This window comes from Streptomyces flaveolus (genome assembly GCF_000716535.1).
GTDB classification, from domain to species: Bacteria; Actinomycetota; Actinomycetes; order Streptomycetales; family Streptomycetaceae; genus Streptomyces; species Streptomyces flaveolus_A.
In genome coordinates this window covers 185864-206773 of sequence record NZ_JNWV01000020.1, presented here as the reverse complement: position 1 = coordinate 206773, position 20910 = coordinate 185864, and the positions used below count along the sequence as shown (strand labels likewise).

At 73.0% G+C, this 20910-nt stretch carries 20 protein-coding genes; 5 read left to right on the top strand and 15 right to left on the bottom strand.

The features are described from left to right. Positions 1-5 precede the first annotated feature (5 nt). Both OO52_RS22585 and OO52_RS22580 read right to left on the bottom strand, forming a co-directional pair. Positions 6-632: a 3'-5' exonuclease gene (locus tag OO52_RS22585; protein WP_037629233.1), complete on the bottom strand. Its 627-nt coding sequence runs from the start codon at positions 630-632 to the stop codon at positions 6-8. A gap of 140 nt (positions 633-772) precedes the next feature. Next, positions 773-2212 carry an MFS transporter gene (locus OO52_RS22580; protein ID WP_030645623.1) on the bottom strand — a complete coding sequence of 480 codons (1440 nt, stop codon included), beginning with the start codon at positions 2210-2212 and terminating at the stop codon, positions 773-775. A gap of 118 nt (positions 2213-2330) precedes the next feature. On the opposite strand from OO52_RS22580, the gene OO52_RS22575 reads away from it, so the two are divergent. Further along, positions 2331-2732 carry a winged helix-turn-helix transcriptional regulator gene (locus tag OO52_RS22575; RefSeq protein ID WP_030645621.1) on the top strand — a complete coding sequence of 134 codons (402 nt, stop codon included), beginning with the start codon at positions 2331-2333 and terminating at the stop codon, positions 2730-2732. 14 nt (positions 2733-2746) lie between these two features. Here OO52_RS22575 and OO52_RS22570 read toward each other — a convergent pair whose 3' ends face one another. From OO52_RS22570 to OO52_RS22545, 6 genes are all read right to left on the bottom strand, one after another. Next, positions 2747-3169 (bottom strand): acyl-CoA thioesterase, encoded by a 423-nt coding sequence (locus OO52_RS22570; RefSeq protein WP_030645619.1) that lies wholly within the window; start codon positions 3167-3169, stop codon positions 2747-2749. 52 nt (positions 3170-3221) lie between these two features. Next, on the bottom strand, positions 3222-3842 hold the full coding sequence (locus OO52_RS22565) for a hypothetical protein (protein WP_030645617.1): 621 nt from the start codon (positions 3840-3842) through the stop codon (positions 3222-3224). A gap of 217 nt (positions 3843-4059) precedes the next feature. Then, entirely contained in the window at positions 4060-4662 is a 603-nt protein-coding gene (locus OO52_RS22560) for a histidine phosphatase family protein (RefSeq protein WP_030645615.1), read from the bottom strand. A gap of 122 nt (positions 4663-4784) precedes the next feature. Further along, positions 4785-5333, bottom strand: a complete 549-nt coding sequence (locus OO52_RS22555) for a DUF4232 domain-containing protein (RefSeq protein ID WP_030645614.1) — start codon at positions 5331-5333, stop codon at positions 4785-4787. A gap of 17 nt (positions 5334-5350) precedes the next feature. Continuing rightward, a complete protein-coding gene (locus OO52_RS22550; protein WP_234339625.1) occupies positions 5351-7177 on the bottom strand; it encodes a trypsin-like serine peptidase in 1827 nt (608 codons plus the stop codon). A gap of 170 nt (positions 7178-7347) precedes the next feature. Then, positions 7348-8556, bottom strand: coding sequence for a pyridoxal phosphate-dependent aminotransferase (locus OO52_RS22545; RefSeq protein WP_030645612.1), 1209 nt, complete (start codon positions 8554-8556; stop codon positions 7348-7350). A gap of 81 nt (positions 8557-8637) precedes the next feature. Between OO52_RS22545 and OO52_RS22540 the strand changes: the two genes are divergently transcribed. Further along, on the top strand, positions 8638-9264 hold the full coding sequence (locus OO52_RS22540; protein WP_030645611.1) for a winged helix-turn-helix transcriptional regulator: 627 nt from the start codon (positions 8638-8640) through the stop codon (positions 9262-9264). 54 nt (positions 9265-9318) lie between these two features. Here OO52_RS22540 and OO52_RS22535 read toward each other — a convergent pair whose 3' ends face one another. From OO52_RS22535 to OO52_RS22515, 5 genes are all read right to left on the bottom strand, one after another. Then, positions 9319-10119, bottom strand: a complete 801-nt coding sequence (locus OO52_RS22535) for a hypothetical protein (protein WP_030645610.1) — start codon at positions 10117-10119, stop codon at positions 9319-9321. Continuing rightward, positions 10119-11381, bottom strand: a complete 1263-nt coding sequence (locus OO52_RS22530) for a VWA domain-containing protein (RefSeq protein WP_030645609.1) — start codon at positions 11379-11381, stop codon at positions 10119-10121. Before OO52_RS22530 ends, OO52_RS22535 begins: the two co-directional genes overlap by 1 nt. Before the next feature lie 68 nt (positions 11382-11449). Next, positions 11450-12193: an NUDIX hydrolase gene (locus tag OO52_RS22525; RefSeq protein ID WP_030645608.1), complete on the bottom strand. Its 744-nt coding sequence runs from the start codon at positions 12191-12193 to the stop codon at positions 11450-11452. Positions 12194-12241: 48 nt separating this feature from the next. Continuing rightward, the gene (locus OO52_RS22520) at positions 12242-13783 is read right to left on the bottom strand and encodes a hypothetical protein (protein ID WP_030645606.1); all 1542 of its coding nucleotides are present in this window, start codon (positions 13781-13783) and stop codon (positions 12242-12244) included. A 106-nt stretch (positions 13784-13889) separates the two neighbouring features. Beyond that, positions 13890-15413: an IucA/IucC family protein gene (locus OO52_RS22515; protein ID WP_030645604.1), complete on the bottom strand. Its 1524-nt coding sequence runs from the start codon at positions 15411-15413 to the stop codon at positions 13890-13892. A gap of 131 nt (positions 15414-15544) precedes the next feature. Between OO52_RS22515 and OO52_RS22510 the strand changes: the two genes are divergently transcribed. Beyond that, complete coding sequence (locus tag OO52_RS22510; protein WP_030645602.1) at positions 15545-17044, top strand: IucA/IucC family protein; 1500 nt, start codon at positions 15545-15547, stop codon at positions 17042-17044. A gap of 20 nt (positions 17045-17064) precedes the next feature. Then, complete coding sequence (locus OO52_RS22505; RefSeq protein WP_030645600.1) at positions 17065-17979, top strand: HipA family kinase; 915 nt, start codon at positions 17065-17067, stop codon at positions 17977-17979. 52 nt (positions 17980-18031) lie between these two features. Here OO52_RS22505 and aceB read toward each other — a convergent pair whose 3' ends face one another. Both aceB and OO52_RS22495 read right to left on the bottom strand, forming a co-directional pair. Beyond that, complete coding sequence (gene aceB, locus OO52_RS22500; protein ID WP_030645597.1) at positions 18032-19657, bottom strand: malate synthase A; 1626 nt, start codon at positions 19655-19657, stop codon at positions 18032-18034. Positions 19658-19842: 185 nt separating this feature from the next. Beyond that, positions 19843-20451 carry a nucleotidyltransferase family protein gene (locus OO52_RS22495; RefSeq protein ID WP_030645595.1) on the bottom strand — a complete coding sequence of 203 codons (609 nt, stop codon included), beginning with the start codon at positions 20449-20451 and terminating at the stop codon, positions 19843-19845. A 144-nt stretch (positions 20452-20595) separates the two neighbouring features. On the opposite strand from OO52_RS22495, the gene OO52_RS22490 reads away from it, so the two are divergent. Further along, the gene (locus OO52_RS22490; RefSeq protein ID WP_078629702.1) at positions 20596-20910 is read left to right on the top strand and encodes a DUF5955 family protein; all 315 of its coding nucleotides are present in this window, start codon (positions 20596-20598) and stop codon (positions 20908-20910) included.

Here is a 20910-nt window from a genome sequence, read left to right as displayed (position 1 = left end):
AGGAGTCACGAGGCCGGGGGAGCGGGCGGCGACGCCGTGGCCCCCGGCCACTTCATAAGGTTGGCCAGCAACTCCGCCTGCTCGATCGCGTCGTCCAGCGCGTGGTGCGTGTGCCGGCGCCGCGACAGCAGTTCGCGCGGCATGGTGCCCTTCGCCACCGCCCGCAGCGGCAGCCGGGCCTTCGCCGCGTACAGCGTCTTCATGTCCAGGCAGCCGGAGTGCCCGAAGGGGCTGCTCCCGGTGAAGCGGACCAGATACCAGTACAGGAACGTCCAGTCGTACGACGCCGGGTAGCCGCACATCACCGGCTGCGCGCCCGCGCCCGCACCGACCTCACGCACCCACGCGGCGAACTCCGCCAGCGCCACGGCCGGTTCGGCGCCCTCGGCGGTCAGCCGGGCCCGGTCGAGACCGCTCACCGCCAGCGCCTCCGGCACGAAGTCCTCGCTGATGGGCCGCAGTTCGCGGTAGAAGGTCCGCTCCTCGGGGTCGGCGGCCGTGAAACCGGCACCGTCCTGCACCCCGGCGACCGCCGCCCCGAGGCTGAGCATGGAGTACGGCCCGGGGATCGGTCCGTCGGCCTCGATGTCGACGGAGATGTACAGACTGGGCTTGACGCGGCGTGCGGACATGCCCCGGAGCATCCCACCCTCCGCGCGCGCCCCGCATCTCCATTCGGCCCGCACGGAGACACGGGGCGTCACGCCGGGTGGCGGCCGCCCCGTCGCGCCGGCCGGGGCCGGGCGTGACCGGCCCCGTGTCCTCGCCCGTGTCAGGCGCGGCGCCCGCGCAGCACCAGCGCCGCCAGGGTCAGGGCCGTCGCCGCGATGCCCGTCGCCACCGCGAACGCCAGCCGGTAGCCCTCGGCGGTCGCGGGCAACAGGGGTGTGCCGTCCGCGAGCAGGCCCTCGGTGCGGCTCGCGGCGAGCGTCGACAGGACGGCCAGGCCCAGCGAACCACCCACCACCTGCGTGGTGTTGAACAGTCCGGACGCGAGCCCCGCGTCCTCCTCCCGGGCGCCCGACATCGCCAGCCCGGTGAGCGCCGGCATGGCCGCCGCGAACCCGGCGGACAGCAGCAGCATCGCCGGCAGCACATCGGTGGCGTACGACCCGTCGGCGGGCGCCCGGCCCAGCAGGGCCATGCCCGCCGTGATCAGCACCAGGCCGGCCAGCAGCACCCGGTACCCGCCGAACCGGGCCACGGTCCACGCCGACAGCCCCAGCATCAGCACACCGATCGCGACCGGAGCCGGCAGGAACGCGGTGCCGGTGGCCAGCGCGCCGTACCCCAGCACCCGCTGCAGATACAGCGCGCCGATGAACTGGAAGCCGTACATGGTGGCGATCATCAGCACCTGTACCGCGTTGGCGCCGGTCAGCAGCCGGGAGCGGAACAGCCGCAACCGCAGCAGTGGGCGCGCGGCCCGGGCCTGGCGCAGGCCGAACGCCGCGAACAGGGCGAGGGCGAGGGCCGCCAGCAGCAGGGTGACGGTGCGGGAGCGCTCGCCGGCGCCGACGATCACGTACACCGTGAGCATCAGTGCGCCGGTGACCAGCGCGGCCCCGGGGTAGTCGGCGCCCCGGCCCAGCCCGGCGCCGGGTTCCGGCGTGAGCACCCGCACCGCGGCCAGCCACGCGGCCACCCCGATCGGCAGGTTGATCAGGAAGATCCAGTGCCAGTTCAGCGCCTCGGTCAGGGCGCCGCCGAGGAAGGTGCCGAGCGCGCCGCCCGCCGAGCCGACCGCGCTGAACGCCGCGATGGCACGGGCCTGTTCACGCGGCTCGGGGAACAGCGCCACCAGCATCCCGAGAACCACCGCCGAGGCCATCGCGCCGCCCGCGCCCTGCACCGCCCGGGCCGCGATCAGCATGCCTTGCCCGGTCGCCGTCCCGCACAGCACCGACGCCAGCGTGAACACCGCGAGCCCCGCCGTGAACATCCGCTTGCGGCCCACCAGGTCACCGAGCCGTCCCGCCAGCAGGAGCAGTCCGCCGAAGGAGATCAGGTAAGCGTTGACGACCCAGGCCAGCCCGGGTCCGCTGAAGCCGAGGTCGCTCTGGATGGCGGGCATCGCCACCGTGACGATGTTGCCGTCCAGTACCGTCATCAGCGTGCCCGCGCACAGCACGACGAGGGCGGTCCAGCGGGAGTACCGTGCTCCCGGAGCCACCGCCGTCGGTGACGGACTGTTCTCGATCATGGCCGACATCGTGTGCCGCCTCCCCGTTCTTCCTGTGCGCCTCGGTTCTCCCCGCGCACCTAGGTGCACGACTTGTAACGGGGGACATCGTGGGTGACCCTGGAGGCCGCCGTAAGGAGGCAGTTCGATGTCCCAGAGGAACACCGGTGTTACCGTCCAGGCAGTGAACGCGTACGCGTGCCCCGTCCGCGAAGTTCTTGACAGGGTGGCCGGCAAGTGGAGCGTGCAGATCCTCGTCGCCGCCGCGCACGGACCCGTCCGGTTCACCGAGTTGGAGCGCGGCATCGAGGGCATCAGCCGCCGCATGCTCACCCTCACCCTGCGCAACCTGGAACGGGACGGCCTGGTGACGCGCACCGTGCATCCCACGGTGCCGCCGAAGGTGGAGTACGCACTCACGCCCGTCGCCCACGAGTTGAACGACACGCTGCAACGGCTGACCCACTGGGCCGAGCGCAACCGGGTGTACGTCGCCGAGGCACGGGCGGCCTACGACGCCGAGCACCAGCCCGAGTTGCTCGACGCGTAGGCCTCCGCCGGGGACTACAGGCCGAACAGACCGGGGTCCGTCGCCAGCTCCTTGAACACCTCCCGGGGGTCGGCCAGCAGCTTGCGCTCGGTGAGGTTCAGCAGGCCGCCCACCGCGACCACCTCGGCCGCCAGGGTGCCGTCGGTCTTCACGAGCTCCTGCCGGATCCGGAAGGTCTTTCCCTCCCCCCACTCGAACTCGCAGGTCACGTCGACCTCGTCGCCGGCGAGCAGCTCACGGCGGTAGCGGATGGTCGTCTCCAGCGCCACCGGCCCCACGCCCTGCCCCGCCAGCCGGGCCTGGCTGATTCCGGCCGCCTGGAGCAGCGACCAGCGGGCGTGCTCCGCGTAGTTGAGGTACACCGCCTGGTTGAGATGCCCCTGCACATCGGTCTCGTAGCCGCGGACGGTCACACGGACGGAAAACGGTTCGGCCACTGCTTGTCCTTCTCCTGTTCGAATTTCCGGTCGACCGATCCTGACACGCCGGTCACACGCGGCGCGGCGAGGCCAGCAGATAGCGCGCTCTCGTCCGGGGCTCCGTGTACTCGCCCGTCTGCCAGCCGGCCCGCTCCAGTGTGACCGCGCACGCCGCCAGCGTCGGCGCGTCCGGCGCGTACACCGCCACCGCCTCCGGCTGCGGGGTCGCCCGGACCCGGTAGCCGTCCGTGTCCCCGCCGGCCGGCCGGTGCCCGGCCGCCTCCAGCGCGAGCGCCGCGGCCCGCACCAGATGCGTACGCTCCCACCCGCAGGGCCGGTCCGCCGCGCCGTCGGGATTCGTCATCCGGCGCAGCTCCAGCAGGCCCTGCCAGGCACTGTGCACCTCGCGCCGCCGGGCCGGACCGGACGCGGGCGGCTCCTCCTCGCCGCCGACGCGGGCCGTGAACACGCCGGTGTCCCGCGCCGGTTCCGGCGGTGGCTCGGGTACCGCCTCCCGTATCCGGTGGCCCGCCGGGGTGAGGAAGTGGTCGTGCGGCGGCCGGGGATGCCGGAAGGCGAGCCCCCGCTTCACCAGCGCCGCGAGCTGGGCCTCGGTACCGCGCAGCCGGCCGGTGACCGGATCGGCGTCCTCGATCACCCGCCGCTGCGCGGGGGTGGGCGGTCGGGTCACGGGGGCTCCTCCCGGTGCGTTGTCATGAGGCCGGTGGGGTGGGCCGGGACCGCCGACGGGTGGTCCTGCCGGTCCGTCGGCCGGGTGGCCCCGCTGGATCACCGGTCGGGCGGCCGTGGCGGACCGTCGGACGGGTGGCCCATTCGCAGAGTACGACCCGGGTCTGACAACATTCCCTGCTCCTCACCCCACCCGGGGCCTCACTCCACCCTGCTCCTCATTCCTCCCGGGGCCGGATGTTCCACCCGGCGATCACCGGTCGGCCGTGCTCCGTGCCGAGTCGGCACAGCGTCCCCGTCGCGAGCTGGAAGAGGGCCCCGTGCCGGGGCGGCAGGCCCAGGCGGCGGGCGGTGAGGACACGGAGGAAGTGGCCGTGGGCGATCAGCACGACGACCCCCTCCGTGTCGGCGAGCGCCGCGTCGACCTTGGCCAGCATCCGGTCGGCGCGCTCCCCGACCTGCCCCGGGGTCTCGCCCGGGTGGTCCGGCGGTCCGGGGGCGACGCCGTCCGTGAACAGGAACCAGCCGGGCCGGCTCCGCTGGATGTCCGCGGTGGTCACACCCTCGTAGCCGCCGTAGTCCCACTCGCGAAGGTCGGCGTCGACCCGCGCGTCCGGGATGCCGATGAGCCGGGCGGTCTCCCGGGCCCGCTGCGACGGGCTGACGAACGCCGCCCCGATCCGGTGCGAGCGGATCAGCGGGGCCAGCCGGCGCGCCTCCTCCCGTCCGTGCTCGGTGAGGGGTACGTCGGTCCGGCCCGTGTGCCGCCCGGACCGCGACCACTCGGTCTCACCGTGCCGCACGAGAAAGAGGTCACCCATGACGGCACGGTGGCACAGGGCGCCTGCCGCCCGCAGGACGGACTGCGCCAGACGGCCGGTCGCCGGGGTGAGGGTGGGGCGAGGGCCCCTGCCCGGCGGGACCCGGTCCGAAGGACTGTTCCTCAGGACCCGGCCGGTGTGCGGTGCGGCACCGCCAGGGCGAGGGTCTCCCCACAGGCTTCGATCACGGTGGCCTTCCCGTGCGCGTCCGTGACGGGGACGACGGTGCCACGGGTGTCGTGCGGTGCGCGGACCGAGGCCTCGCCCTGCCGTACGCACCAGGTGCCCGCGCCCTTCGTGCCACGGCGCGTGTAGCGCAGGTCCACGGTCACGGACGCCTTGCCGGGCAGGGCGAGGGCGGCCGGGCGGCCCTGCCCGGTGCCCTCGACGCTCTCCGCCTTGCCGTTGTGGAGCTCCAGGACCGGATAGCCCGCGAACACACAGGTGCCGGGGCCCTTGTTGACGGCGGTGAGCCGCGCGTTGGGCCGCCCGACGTTCTCCGTGCCGTCGCGCTTCTCCGTGCCGCCGCCGTCGAGCAGGGACAGCGTCCAGGTCAGCGAGGCGGTCCGGCAGGGCGGTGCGGTGGCGTCCGGTGCGGCGGTCGTGGTGGTGCCGCAGGCCGTCAGCGCCAGGCCGGCCGTGAGCACGGCGAGGCAGGTGGTCGCTCGCATGATTTCCCCCTGGGAAGTCAGGTGCCGGGATGGACCAGCGTGTGCTCGGTGCCGACCGTCTTCGTGCCGGTGTCGGCGTACAGCGTCGTCTCCCCGTCGGACCAGCGCACGACCAGGTCGTTGCCGGAGCGGCCGTGGCGGAAGTCGCCGACCGTCAGCGCCTGCGCATGCCGCCACAGCCCGTTCGGGCCGCGCAGCCGCGTCCTCGTGCCGAGCCCCGCCGCCGAGGTGCCGGTGTACGTGTCGAGTGCGCCGTCCGCCCAGCGCACCAGCAGGTCACCGCCGGCCGTACCGTCGAAGTCGCCGGCCGCCAGCAGGGCCGCCTTGGTCCAGGTGCCGTTCGCCGCGACGAGCCGGGTGCCGCTGCCGAGGCCACCTGCCCCGATCTCCGGGTACAGCGTGAGCGCGCCGTCGGCCCAGCGGACCAACAGCCCCGTGCCCCCGTCCGCCCGGAACGCTCCGGAGGTGAACTGGACGGCGTTCTTCCACGCGGAGCGGGGCGGCGCCATCCGGATCTCCCGGCCCAGGCCGGAGGGGCCGGGCTGCGGGTAGAGGGTGACCTCGCCGTCGGACCAGCGCACCAGCAGGCCGGATCGGGCGCCGTCCGTGAAGGTGCCACCGGTCAGGGTCCGTGCGTGGGTCCAGGTGGAGTTGGCCCGCCGCAGCCGCTTCTCGGCGGTGAATCCGCCCTTGCCGTCGCCCGGGTGCAGGGTGACTCCGCCGTCGGACCAGACCACCAGCAGATCGCCGTGCCGGTCGCCGGTGTAGTCGCCGGACGCCAGGAGCGCGGCCTTGCGCCAGCGTGCGGCGCCGCCCGGCAGGGTGCCCTTGACGCCCCGGTACGGCGGCAGGTCGGTGGGCGGGGCCTGGTCGGCGACGGCGTCGGCGAGGAGGTTCGCGGCGTCGGCGCCGAACGCGGTGGCGTAGCTGATGTAGTCGACTTCGGCGTCGTTGCCGCCGCCGTTGTAGCCGCCGAGGTCGCCGATGACGTGCCCGGTGCGGGCGTCGTCCTTGTAGTCGGTGATCCACGGGCTGCCGGACACCCCGCCGTAGTAGCCCCCGCAGGTCATCGAGAGCTGCCGGTAGCCGCGGAGCTGCTGGGTCGGGACCGTGCACTTGACGGCGCGTCCGGCGCTGTTGTGCCGGTGGGAGGGGTAGCCGACGACGGTGACGCCGCGGTGGGTGTAGCCGGTGGGCCGGGTGAAGGTCAGCCCGCCGCCCACGGCGTCCTGGAGGGAGGTGCCCCGCTGGTTGGCCGAGACCCGGGCGAACGCGGTGTCCAGGTCCGACACGGCCTTCTTGGTGGTGGCGGAGCCGCGGTCGGGCACGTACCGGGGGTCGATGAAGATCCGCTGGATGTGGAAGATGCCGTACGGCTGCCGGTCCGGGGCCGCGCCCTTCACGAACTTCGGGACGAAGATGTAGTCGTCCTTCATGTTCAGCGCGCAGTGGGCCGCGGTGAGGACGATGTTCCGCGCCTTGGTGTCGATCACGCTGCCGGTGCAGTGCCAGGTGGTGCCGCTCGGTCCGTCGGCGCCGAAGAACGTCCCCACCAGGCGGGTCCCCTTGAACAGGGTGCCCTTCGGCCGGGCCGCCGCAGCGGTCGCCGCTCCCGGCTCCGCCGGCACGTGCCGCGCCGCGTCCAGCGGACGTGCGCCGGCCATGCGCTGTGCGGTCCAGAAGCGCGCGGCCTGCCGTGCCTCCTGCCCGGCGGCGGGCGCGGACGGCCGGGACTCTTCTGCGGCCCGGGCGCTCGGCACCGCGAGCCCGAGTATCACCGCGCACAGCACGACGACGGCCGTACGGCGCGTTCCGTGCGTACGGCGTTGTCCGTACGAGAACACTGCTGCTCCCCCTGGTCTGACGGGGCTGACGGGTCTGCCCGGACCGGACCAGGGGGGGGTGCGCGCTGGTCGGGCACGCACCGAGAGCTGAGGGGCGGCCCGCCCCGCGTGCGTCCCCCGGTCGTCAACGGGGGTGATCTTCGCACGAACGCGCGAAACGGGCCAGGCGCCTACTGCCGGTAGCCGCTGAGGAACCTGCCGATCCGGCCGATCGCCGCTTCCAGGTCGTCCGCGTGCGGCAGGGTCAGGATGCGGAAGTGGTCGGGGGAGGGCCAGTTGAAGCCGGTGCCCTGGACCACCTGGATCTTCTCGCGCAGCAGCAGGTCCAGGACGAACTTCTCGTCGTCGTGGATGGGGTGCACCTTGGGGTCGATGCGCGGGAACGCGTACAGCGCGCCCTTGGGTTTGACGCAGGACACGCCCGGGATCTCGTTGAGCTTCTCCCAGGCCACGTTCCGCTGCTCGTACAACCGGCCGCCGGGCACGGTGAGTTCGCCGATGGACTGGCGTCCGCCGAGGGCGGCCTGGATGGCGTACTGGGCGGGCGCGTTGGCGCACAGCCGCATGGAGGCCAGCATCGTCAGGCCCTCCAGGTAGTCCTTGGCGTGCTGTTTCGGCCCGGTGACCACCAGCCAGCCGGAGCGGAAGCCCGCCACCCGGTACGTCTTGGACAGGCCGCAGAAGGTGAGGACGACGAGGTCGGGGGCGAGCGCCGCGGCCGAGTGGTGGACGGCGTCGTCGTAGAGGATCTGGTCGTAGATCTCGTCGGCGAACACCATCAGGCCGTGCCGGCGGGCCAGGTCGAGGATGCCCTCGACGACCTCCTTCGGGTAGACCGCGCCGGTCGGGTTGTTCGGGTTGATGATGACCACGGCCTTGGTGCGGTCGGTGATCTTCGACGCCATGTCGGCCAGGTCCGGGTTCCAGTCGGCCTGTTCGTCGCACAGGTAGTGCACGGCCTTGCCGCCGGCCAGCGTGGTGACGGCCGTCCAGAGGGGGAAGTCCGGTGCGGGGATGAGGACTTCGTCCCCGTCCTCGATCAGCGCCTGGACGGCCATGGAGACCAGCTCCGAGACGCCGTTGCCCAGGTAGACGTCGTCCACGTCCACGTCGAGGCCCAGGTTCTGGTAGCGCTGGGCGACCGCGCGACGGGCGGAGAGGACACCGCGGGAGTCCGTGTAGCCGTGTGCCCGCGGCAGCATCCTGATCATGTCCTGGAGGATCTCCTCCGGCGCCTCGAATCCGAAGGCCGCGGGGTTGCCGGTGTTCAGGCGCAGCACGCTGTGCCCCGCCTCCTCCAGCGCGTTGGCGTGCTCGATCACCGGGCCGCGGATCTCGTAGCACACCTCGCTGAGCTTGTTGGACTGCCGGAACTCCATGCGCCCCTCCGGAAACTCGTGTTGCTTGGTTTTACCAAGCGGGAGCTTGGAAAGTCCAACAACGCGTCTAGACTGCGTCGCATGTCACCTCGCCGAAGCTACGACCAGTACTGCTCCGCAGCCCGCGCCCTCGACCTCGTCGGCGACCGCTGGACCCTGCTGATCGTCCGCGAACTGCTCGCCGGCCCGCGCCGCTACACGGACCTGCACGCGGACCTGCCCGGCGTCAGCACGGACGTACTCGCCTCGCGGCTGAAGGACATGGAACGGGACGGGCTCACCACCAGACGGCGGCTGCCCCCGCCGGGTGCGGCGTACGTGTACGAACTCACCGCACGCGGGCGCCAGTTGCTGCCCGTACTGCAAGCGCTGGGCGCGTGGGGTGAGGAAGAGCTGGGGGAGCGCAGGCCCACCGACGCGGTCCGCGCGCACTGGTTCGCACTGCCGCTGCTGCGGGCGCTGGACGGCGAGGGTGTCGTGGAAGTCGGCCTGGAGGAGGGGGACTTCCACCTCCACGTCGGCGCGGAGGAGGGGCCGGTGTACGGCGACGGGCCCGCGCCCGGCGAGGCGGACGCGCGCTTGGTGATGGACGCGGCGACCTGCGAAGCCATCGCCCGCGGGGAGACGGGGCTGCCGGACGCGGTGCGGGACGGCCGGGTGACGGTGACCGGGGACGGCACGCTCGCCAAGGCACTGCGGGAGGCGTGACCGTCCGGCGAGCGGAAAGGCCCGCCGTCAGGCGGGCCTTGGCGCTGCATCGGCTCACACGTTCGGCGGCACCCGCGACGGCCGTCCGGCGCCCCGCGTCAGCACGTAGCCGCCGATCCCGGCGAGCGCGGCCAGCACCGCGCCGATCCCGGTCCACACCCACCGGTCGGACCACCACCCGGACGACCAGCCGTCGTCCGAGCCGAAGCTGGACAGCACGGCACCCTTCGCACCGTCCTTGTCCTCCTCCGACTTGACGGCGATCCCGGGGACGAGCGGCTTGCCCAGCGAGCCGTCCACGGCCGCCGGGCCGCCGATGCCCTTGGAGTCGACGCGCACCTCCGCGCTCACCGGCTTTCCGAGGTCGGCGGCGCCGAGGTCCACCACCGTCAGCCGGACGTAGTACGTGCCCGGCAGCGGGTCATTGGCCCACGGCTCCGCCCAGCCGCGCACCGTGCGCAGCACACAGGCCAGTTCGACGGAGGCGGCGCCCTGCGCGGCGGTGCGGGACTGGGCGCCGTACTGGCAGGACTGGCGGCGGCGCAGTCCGTCGTACACGTCGAGCTGCCAGGTCTCGGAGCCGTGCGCGTCGGGGAGCTTCACCGTCGCCTTGACGGTGGGGCGCTGCCCGGTGTCCGCGGGGAACGACCAGTACAGGTAGTCGCCGGTGGAGCCGGAGGCGGTGGCCTGCTGCCCCTGGTCGATCTCGGTCGCCGTACGGAAGGAGGTGCCCGCCCGGGTGGGCGCGTCGCCGTCGGCGGAGGCGCTCGGGGAGGGCGAGGAGTCGGCGGCGGCCGGTCCGGCGGCCAGCCCCAGCGCCAGCAGCGCGGCGCCCAGCACACGTGTGATACGCATCAGTTCGTCCTCCAGACGGCGACCCGCCAACGCGACAGCCAGCCCCACAGCAGACCGGCGAGGAAGCCGATCAGCACCAGCGTGCCGAGCAGCCACCAGCCGCGGCCGAGGCCGAAGGCCGCCACGTCGTGGTGGCCCGACGGTCCGTCCACGACGTCGACGGTCAGCTCCAGCGGCAGACCGGGGGTCGTCTTGACGCCGGACGCGGCCGAGAAGGAGCTGGTGACCTGGAGGCACACCGTCTCCGCGGGCGCCGCGTCGTCGTCGCTGTCCGGCTTCGGGTAGCGCAGCCCGGTCGAGACGACGTCCGTACGGCCGGTGCCGGCGGCCTCGCCACGGACGATCTCCCGGCCGTGCACGGTCACCGCCCGCAGCAGCACACCGTAGTTCGGCTGGACGGCCCGGTCGTCCGCCACGCTCACCGAGGCGCGCAGTTCCTGACCGGGCTCGACGTCCACCTTGTACCAGCGCTGCTGCCCGAACCCGGCGCGGTCGGTGTACAGACCGGACTTGAGCGCCGGCGCCTTCTCGCACCGGTCCGCGCCCTCGGTGGCCACCGGTGTGACCACCGGTTCGGCGGCCCGATCCACCAACTCGCCGACGCGGTCGCTGAGTTCCTCCTTGTGACGCACGTCGGTGTAGGTGCCGCCGGTGGCGTCCGCGATGCAGCTGAGCTGGTCACGGGTCTTGGCGTCCGGCACCAGGCCCAGGGTGTCGATGGTCAGCCCGATGCCCTTGGCGGCTATCTCCCGGGCCACCTCGCACGGGTCGAGCGGCTGGCAGGTGTCCTCGCCGTCGCTGATCAGGACGATACGGCGGGTGCCGTCACCGCCGTTCAGGTCGTCCGCCGCCTTCAGCAGCGCGGGCCCGATCGGCGTCCAGCCGGTCGGTGCCAGCGTGGCCACGGCCGTCTTCGCGTCGGTCCGGTTCAGCGGGCCGACCGGGTAGAGCTGCTCGGTGTCCTTGCAGCCCTCCTTGCGGTCGTTGCCGCGGTAGTTGGCGCCGAGCGTACGGATGCCGAGCTGGACCTCCTCCGGGGTCGCGTCCAGCACCTCGTTGAACGCCTGCTTCGCCGCGGCCATCCGGGTGCCGCCGTCGATGTCACGGGTGCGCATGGAACCGCTGACGTCCAGCACCAGTTCGACCTTCGGAGCGGCCTGGTCCGTCTCATCGGCGACCGCACCGGCGGGAAACGCGATCCCGGCCGTCAGGGCGGCGAGCAGAGCGCATACGCCCGCCGCCAGCCGTTGTCTTCTGATCATCGCCGGATCTTATTGATCAGACAGTCCGTCCTCCAAAACGACCGCTGCCCGCCGCCCCGGACCGCCCGTCAGGTCCCGTCGTCCGGCGCCGGAGTCCTCAACACGCCTGCCAGACGGGCCCGGTACAGCGCCGCGACCGTGAAGCCGTCGGTGATCCGCCCGTCGGCCACCATCTCCTCCGCCTCGGCCGGCGTCACCGTGACCGCCCGGGGGATCGCCTCGCCCTTCTCGACCGGGCCGATGCGGTCCACGCACGCCGCGTAGAGGGAGACCTTGTGGGCGAGCAGCCCGGTGTCGGGGTGCAGTTCGCCCAGGGGGATCACCGCTGTCGGCGTGGCCGCGATCTCCTCCCGCAGTTCCCGGGTGACGTTCTCGGTGGGCGTGGCGCCCGGATGCCCGAAGCCGCGTACCACCTCCCAGTGCCGGCTCCGGGTGGCGTGCCGGTGGTGTTCGATCAGCACCACCTTCTTCTCGGGACCGAGCAGCGGCAGGACCACCACGCCGGGAGTGGAGCCCGGGGGCGGCAGGATCCGGTCGTACAGGCCGAGGCGGCCGTCGGGGAAGCGCACCGGGTCGCGCAGGTACCACAGGTAGCGGTCGGCCGACACGACACCCTCGGGGACCGGCCGCAGCACGGCCCGCAGCCGTGCCCACAGGGCGCCGAACACGCCGCCGTGGCCGGTGTGCCCGGCCGCGGTCGCCTGGCGGCGGGCGTCGCGGATCAGTGCCGGGTCCGTGAGGATCCGGACCCCTTCGGGATCGTCGCGGAACCACTCCGGGACGTCCCGGCGCAGTGCCTCGTAGCGGTTCATCGGGGCCTCGGCAGGCTGGTCAAAGCGATCCTCCGGCTCATCGGTCCCTCAGTAGTCGGGCAGGTCCTCGTTGTCCTGGGTGGTCGTCGACGCCGTGCCCGTCGGAGCCCGGTCCGCCGTGCCCCGGTACCCGGGCAGGCGTCGCACCAGGTCGTGGAACTGCGCCCATTCTCGTCCACTGGCCAGACGTACGGAGGCGATTTCGCGAGCGAATCTCTGTTCCTGCCGGCCGGCGATGTGGTTGCGCAGCACCAGTTGCACCGAGCCGGTCAGCGAGCCGCTCACCGTGAGCGGCAGGACCGTACCGGCGACCTGCCAGATGTCGTTGCCGCTGACGGCGGTGAACACGGCCGCGCCCACCGTGACGACGACCTCGACCACCGGGCGCCAGGGGGCCGGCCGGGCCTGCCGGCGCTCCCGCGCGAGCCGGAGGATCTCCGAGTTGAGCCGGACGTAGGAGTCGAAGACCTGCCCGACGCTCTCGTGGAACGTCTCCGGCGCGGCGGTCAGCGCGCCGAACGCCTTGATGTAGGAGTTCCAGACGGGGCTCTGCCGCAGCCGCCAGATGTCGTGCAGGGTCAGGTCGTTCACCGCCTGCGGCGTCAGGTGGTCCTGTACGACGGCGAAGGTCTGCTGCCGCAGGAACGTCAGCAGTTGCTCCGGGTCCTGGACGACACCGACGGTGGCGGACGTGGCCTCGCGGGCCTCCTGCAGCACCACGCGCCGCAGGCTGCCGACCGGGGTGAGGGGGTAACGCCCCAGGGCGTCGGCCAGGTTGACGTTGTAGATGAGGTCCAGGAGCTGCTTTATCTCCGCCGCGAAGGGCTTGGCGCGGTCGTATCTGCCATCCGCCACGTTCGTGCCCGGGACGGTCACGAACTCCTCGTACAGGGTGTTGCGCACGACCGGCTGCCTGCGCACGCTGAGGCCGTTGCTGAACGCGACCACCTCGCCGAGCCGTTCACCGAACCGGTCCGTGTCCTCGCGGGCCACGCCGACCTGCGCGGCGAGGATGTCGATGTCCTTCGCCGTGAGCCCCTGGACCTTCTCGGTGAACGGCTGGTAGAGCCGGATCCGGGTGCGGTCCAGGTTCTCCTGGTCGCCGGCGGAGTCGTCCCAGGACATGCGCACGCAGCGCACCCGGTCGCTCGCGGACATGCCCGCCAGCGTTTCCTGCCAGGCGGTGAAGCCCTCGCGCCGCAGGTGGAGGTGGGCCGGCGGGTCCTCGGCCGGGTGGCGTTCCCGAAGCAGGAAGGGGACGATCGCGCCCGAGGCGAGCAGCTTGCGGTGCGCCGCGCGGGCCTCCCCCTCCTCGACGAGGTCGCGGCTGATCGCGTCGTTGTTGTAGAAGTACGCCCGGTTGATCACGACCTGGCTGGCGTTGATGAGGCTGCGGAAGTACTCGGCCCGCACCTCCCGCACGCGTCGGTGGTCCACCTGGTCCAGGGACTCACCGCGCTCGATCATCTCCCGGGTGAGCTGCGCGGGGACCCATTGGTTGTCGAGTGACTGGGCGATCACGGCCCCCGGATCCAGCTCTTCGGGCCGGATCGGCGACATCAGGCTGTCACTGCGGTCGTCGTCAGTCATCTTCCGCTCTCGAAGTTCTCGTGTCCTGGCTGGCTCATCAGGGGTACACCGCCGGACGGCGAATCGTAGAGCAACGGCCTTTTCAGTGAGGCAACATGACGCAAAATCAGCCCCGGTCCGGGGGCGGCACCGCGTGAGGATGAGGCAGAGCCGTCCAGATGTCACCGGCGTGGTCGGGTGACAGACGCATCAGCGTCAACGCCTTCGCCGGAAGCGGGCCTTCGCGCAGGGGCGCCAGGTCCGGGCCGGACGGCAGATCGGGCAGGGCGGCCCGCAGCGCCGTGTCCAGTGCCGGGCCCGAGCCCGCCGTACCCGCCAGCGCCCCCGCCACCAGGGATCCGAACAGCTTGCGGCGCAGGGCCGTGTCGTCGTCGGTGACCAGACGGCCCGTGAGGGCCGGCGGGGTGATGCCGTGACGGGTCAGGCGGGCCGGGCTGATCCGGATGTCCGCCAGGTCGCGGTAGACCAGGCGCAGCGGGGTGCCGTCGGCCGACAGGACGACCAGGAGGTTCTGGCCGTGGGCCTCCAGGGCCACGCCGAGATCCAGCAGCCGCAGGCCGACCGTGAGCGTCAGCCGGGTGAACGCGGCCAGCCAGGCGGGGGAGCCGGGCAGGGACGTGGTGGCGAGGGCGGCCACCGGGAGGACGCGCTCACCCGGAGCGGTGTACACCTCCGGCGACTCCCGCAGCAGTGCGGCCAGGTCGGGGGAGTGGGCCGTGACCGCCCCCAGCGTGCGGGTGACGTGCAGCAGGCCGTCCGTGCGCGCCGCCAGGTCCTCGGCGAACGCGGACAGCGCCGCCGCTGCCCGCACCGAGTACACGGAGATGTCCCGCACCGACGACGTCAGCCGGGCGCTCAGCGCGGTCTTCACGTGGGGGCCGCCGGGCACCGCCAGCGTGCGCAGGGACATCAGCGGCCGGGCGGGACGCCAGGCGTCGTACGGCCGCCCGAGCACCCGCGCGGCCTGCCACGGGTGGACCGGCACCAGGAGGCGGTCGCCGTCGCGCAGCTCGGCCGGCCAGTCGCCGGACACCAGGCACCCGTCCGCCGGCACCGGCACCGTCCCCAGCTCCACCACCGGCCCGTGCTCGGGGCCGTACGCGAGCTGGTCCGCCACCGAGAAGCCCGGCCGGGAACGGCAGTTGGGGTGGTACGGGTGCCCGTCGACCACCCGCTGCTCCCACTCCCAGTCCCTCCCCCCGCCTTCCACCGGCCACTCCTTCGGGTGATCGGCACCGGCCCGGGACAGCGCCAGCGAGGCCACGCTGTGCGCCAGCTCCACGGCGAAGGCGGACGCGTGCGGCACCCCGAGCGCGGTCATCAGCCGCGCCGGATCGTCGTACCGCTCCCGGTCCAGGCGTACGGCGGTGACGTACGCGCTCGTGGCGTACGGATCCGCGTGCGGCCCGTGCAGGGTCCGTCCGTCCGCCAGGCGGAGGGTGAGGCCGTCCGCCCCGGACACCCGGCCGGTCAGCCACGGCAGCGGCTCGTGGGCCAGCGCCCGCCACAGCCGGGTCAGCACGGCGGCGCGGGCACCGGGCAGCTCCGCCGCGTACCGGGGCAGCAGCGCGGGCCGGACGGCGGCCAGCTCCTCGGCGATCTCGGCGTCGGCGGTCGGGGGACGGTGCACGGTCGGCTCCTCGGGTACACGGGGCACGACACAATTGTCCGGGACGGGAGCCATACTGATCGTCACCGGCTCCCCCACGGCACACCCGGCGTGCCCAGGGGGAAGACCGCGGGCCCCTGGACGAAGAACGAATGGATCGCGTGGACCTCACACCCCCCGACGGCGCCGTCGGCCGCCGCGCCGACGCGTACGCGACCGCGCCCCTGCTCAACTGCCTCCTGCGCGAGGTCGCCGAACCGGTCCCGGACGCCGGGGACCGCCGCGTCCACCGGCTGCCGGACGGCCGGCTGCTGCGGGTGCGCCCCGGGCGGCGCCCCGCCGACCCCGAGCTGTACTCGGCGGGGGGCTGGCGCCGCATCGGCCACACGGAGCTGGTCAAACTGGTCGCCGAGGAGCTGCGCCGGGTCACCGGGCTGCCCGGCGGCGACCTGCCCGCCGAGATGATCGACAGCCGGGACGCGATCGCCGCCCTGCTCACCGCCCGCGCCCGGGCCACGGCGCCCGACGACCCGTACCTGCGCTCCGAGCAGTCCCTGCTCACCGGCCACCCCCACCACCCGGCCCCCAAGGCGCGCGGCGGCGGCCCGGTCGCGTCCTGGCTGCCGTACGCCCCCGAGGCGCACGCCCGGTTCCCGCTGGTGCTGCTCGGCGTCCGCGAGGACCAGGTGGCCGAGGAGGGCGACACCCGGGCCCTGGACGCCCTCGGCACCGCCCCGCCCGGCTACCGCCTGCTGCCCGCCCACCCCTGGCAGCTCGACCTCGTCGCCCGCGACCTCGCACCCGCCTTCGCCGACGGGCGGCTCCTGCGGCTGGGCACGACCCCGTTCGACACCTGGCCCACGGCCGCCGTCCGCACGGTGTACGAGCCGCGCCGCGACCTGTTCCTGAAGTTCAGCCTGGACGTCCGCATCACCAACGACATCCGCCGGCTGTGGCGCCACGACCTGCACAAACTGCGCCGCACCGACACCGCCGCCCAGCACGCCTTCGCGGCGATGGGCCCGCCCGCGGCCTGGCTCGGCGACCGCGGCTACCGCACCGCCGCGTTCGCCTTCGAGGAACTGGCCGTCCTGGTCCGCGACGGGCTGCGCGGGCACCTGCTGCCGGGCGCCACCCCCCTGCTCGCGGCGGGCCTCGCCGAGGGCTTCGAGGGCAGCCCGCTCGCCTCCACGACCGACCCGGCCGCCTGGTGGGAGGCGTACCTACGGCAGGTCGTGCCGCCCGCCCTGACCGCGTTCGACGACCACGGGGTGGTCCTGGAGGCCCACCTCCAGAACACGCTCGTCGCCGTGGACACGGCCGGCACGCCCGTGCAGGCACTGTTCCGGGACGCGGAGGGCGCCAAGCTGCTGCCGGACGTCACCCGGGCCGCCGGCTGGGAGCGACTGGTGTACTGCCTGGTCGTCAACCACCTCGTCGAGATCGCCGGCGCCCTCACCGACCACCATCCCGGCCTCGACCCCTGGCCCGCCGCCCGCCGGGAACTCGCCCGCCACGACCTCCCCGAGATCCCCGTCCTGCTCACCGCGCCGACCCTGCCCGGCAAGACCAACCTGCTCCTGCGCTGGACCGGCGCGGACGGCGCGGACGCCCGCTACCTGCCGCTGCCGAACCCGCTGGCCAACGGCTGACCTGCCGTAGTCTGGCCGGTGTGCTGCGCGACGTGACTGCTGTTCGATACGTGACCCCCCTCCGCTCCGGCGGCTCCGTGCCCGGCGTCGTGGAGGCCGACGACCTCGGCACGTACGTCGTGAAGTTCACCGGTTCCGCGCAGGGGCACAAGGCGCTCGTCGCCGAGGTCATCGTCGGTGAACTCGCCCGTGCGCTCGGCCTGCGCTTCCCCGAGCTGGTCCTCGTGCACTTCGACCCGGCCATCGCCGCCGGGGAGGAACACCAGGAGGTGCGCGAGCTGCACAGCGTCAGCGCGGGCGTCAATCTCGGCATGGACTATCTGCCGGGCGCCAGGGACTTCACCCCGGAGGTCGCCCGGACGTTCCCGGTGGACCCGCTGGAGGCCGGCCGGATCGTCTGGCTGGACGCGCTGACCGTGAACGTCGACCGCACGGTGCACAGCTCCAACCTGATGGTCTGGCCCACGCTCGGCACCGCGCCCGCGTGCCTGTGGCTGATCGACCACGGCGCCGCCCTCGTCTTCCACCACCGCTGGGACACCACGGCCCCCGGCCGGCGGTACGACTTCCGGCACCACGCCCTCGGCCACTACGGACCCGACGTGCGCGCCGCCGACGCCGAACTGGCGCCCCGGGTGACGGAGGAGCTGCTGCGCGGGATCGTCGCCGAGGTGCCGGACGCCTGGCTCGCCGAGGACGCCGGGTTCGCCACGCCCGACGACGTGCGGGACGCCTATGTCGGCTACCTCCTGGACCGGGTCCGGCTCTCCCCGGAGTGGCTGCCCACCGACTTCCCGAGCCGTGAGGAGCTGGCCGCCGAGGAGGCCGCCCGCGCGCAGAAGACACAGGCGGGCCGGCCGGACTGGCTGAAGCGGGTGCCCGACCTGCACGGCAAGCCGGCGGCGGAGCAGGACTGGTCGGTGCACCTCGGATGACCCGCCGAATGGCCCCGGGAACGCCCCCGGGGCCACCCGGACGGGCCTGGCCTCAGCCGCGCAGCTGCTGGTACGCCGGCAGCGTGAGGAAGTCGGCGTAGTCCTCGTCGAGGGCCACCCGCAGCAGCAGGTCGTGCGCCTCCTGCCAGTGCCCGGCGGCGAAGGCCTCCTCGCCGATCTCCTTGCGGATGGCGTCCAGTTCCTCGGCGGCGACCTTGCGGGCCAGCTCCGGCGTGGCCCGGTCGCCGTTCTCGAACTCGACGCCGGCGTTGATCCACTGCCAGATCTGCGAGCGGGAGATCTCGGCGGTGGCCGCGTCCTCCATCAGGTTGAAGATGGCGACCGCACCGAGGCCACGCAGCCAGGCCTCGATGTACCGGATGCCGACCTGGACGGCATTGACCAGACCCGCGTACGTCGGCTTGGCGTCCAGGGAGTCGATGGCGATCAGGTCGGCCGCCTCGACGTGGACGTCCTCGCGGAGGCGGTCCTTCTGGTTCGGCTTGTCGCCGAGGACCTTGTCGAAGGACTCCATGGCGATCGGGACGAGGTCGGGGTGGGCGACCCAGGAGCCGTCGAAACCGTCGTTCGCCTCGCGGTCCTTGTCGGCGCGGACCTTCTCGAAGGCGACCTTGTTGACCTCGGGGTCCTTGCGGGACGGGATGAAGGCGGCCATGCCGCCGATGGCGTGCGCGCCGCGCTTGTGGCAGGTGCGGACGAGGAGTTCGGTGTACGCCCGCATGAACGGGGCGGTCATCGTCACCGCGTTGCGGTCCGGGAGGACGAACCTCGCCCCGCCGTCACGGAAGTTCTTCACGATGGAGAACAGGTAGTCCCAGCGGCCGGCGTTCAACCCCGAAGCGTGGTCGCGCAGTTCGTAGAGGATCTCCTCCATCTCGTACGCGGCCGTGATGGTCTCGATCAGGACGGTGGCGCGGATGGTGCCCTGCGGGACGCCGACGTAGTCCTGCGCGAAGACGAACACCTCGTTCCACAGGCGGGCTTCGAGGTGCGACTCGGTCTTCGGCAGGTAGAAGTACGGGCCCTTGCCGAGGTCGAGCAGCCGCTGCGCGTTGTGGAAGAAGTACAGGCCGAAGTCGACGAGGGCGCCGGGCACGGCGCGGCCGTCGGCGTCGGTCAGGTGCCGCTCGTCCAGGTGCCAGCCGCGCGGGCGCATGACGACGGTCGCCAGCTCCTCGTTCGGCCGCAGGGCGTACGACTTGCCGGTGCGCTCGTCGGTGAAGTCGATCTTCCGGCTGTAGGCGTCGATCAGGTTGAGCTGGCCGAGGACGACGTTCTCCCAGGTGGGGGCGGAGGCGTCCTCGAAGTCGGCGAGCCAGACCTTCGCGCCCGAGTTGAGCGCGTTGATGGTCATCTTCCGGTCGGTCGGGCCGGTGATCTCGACGCGCCGGTCGTTCAGCGCGGCCGGGGCATGGGCGACCTTCCAGGAGTCGTCCGCGCGGATCGCGGCCGTCTCCGGCAGGAAGTCGAGCGTGGAGGTGCGGGCGATCTCGGCGCGGCGCTCGGCCCGGCGGGCCAGGAGTTCGTCACGGCGCGGGGTGAACCGCCGGTGCAGCTCCGCCACGAAGGCGAGCGCCGCGTCCGTGAGGACCTCCTCCTGCCGGGGCAGGGGCTCGGCGTCGACGATGGCCAGCGGGGACGGCGCTGGTGCGGACATGAGCTGTCACTTCCTTCAGCGGTGGCACCGGGTGCCAAGTGGCACGAACAGGACAGTGAGCGCCGACTGTGCGGACAGGCGCTTCTGATCAGTGGATAGTAGTTTCCTCATCGTGGAAGTTCAATGGTTTGTTGATGTCGAGATTCTCCGAGTCGAGGCAAGGTGGCGCCCGGTGCCACCCCCGTTCACCGAAGGTGGTTCAGGTCGGCCTCCGTGTCGATGTCGTACGGCTCGGCGACGTCCGCGCACTCCACGAGCCGTATCTCCCCCTCGTGCGCCTTCAGATAGGCCCGCGCCCCGCGGTCCCCGGTGGCCGTCTCCGCGATGCCCGCCCAGTGCGCGGCACCGAACAGCACCGGGTGCCCGCGTACCCCCGCGTAGGCGGCCGAGACCAGCGAGGTCTCGTCCCCGTAGGCGCCCAGCACCCGGGCTGTCGCGGCCGGCCCGATGCCGGGCTGGTCGACCAGGCTCACCAGGGCCGCGCGGACGCCCGTACCGGCGAGGGAGGCCAGCCCGGCGCGCAGCGAGGAGCCCATGCCCGCCGCCCAGTCCGGGTTGTCGACCAGCACACAGCCGTCGAGTCGGGCGCGGTCCCGCACCTCGTCCGCCGCGGCGCCCAGCACCACGTGGATCCGCTCGCACCCGGCCGTGCGCAGCACCCCGACCGCGTGCTCGACCAGGGGCCGGCCCCGGTGCGGCAGCAGTGCCTTGGGGCGTCCGCCGAGCCGTCTGCCGCCGCCGGCGGCGAGCAGCAGCCCCGCGACGTCCCCCTGGAGATCCTGGATGTCCGTCATGGGTCCTGCATACCCGACGGCCGTCGAATCGGCCGGTTTTCCGGTGCCGGTTCCGTTGGGCTGAATTTCGGTCCGCGCTGTGGCGCTCCCGCACGGGGTGGCGTTTACTGGCCCGCGCACGACGGCGTGTCAGGGGGGAGGGCTGTGTTGCGGAGCTTGGGGCAGAGGCCAGTGACCGGCAGCGACGAGGAGCCGAGGGTGGCGGAACTGCGGACCGCGGTGTCCCGTTTGCGCCGCGAACTCGCCGCGTTGCCCGCGGACTTCCCCGACCGGGCGATAGCCGAGGACGAGCTCGCGGCGATGGCCGCGATGGCCGCCAACGGTCTGCCGGAGATCCCGCGCCTGCGCAACTCCCTGTTACTGATCGCCGGCGCGATCGGCTCGATGAGCGCGCTGGCCCGAGGGCTGTCCCAGGTGCGCGACGCCGTGGACCTGTTCGGCGAACCGCCCCGCGCCTAG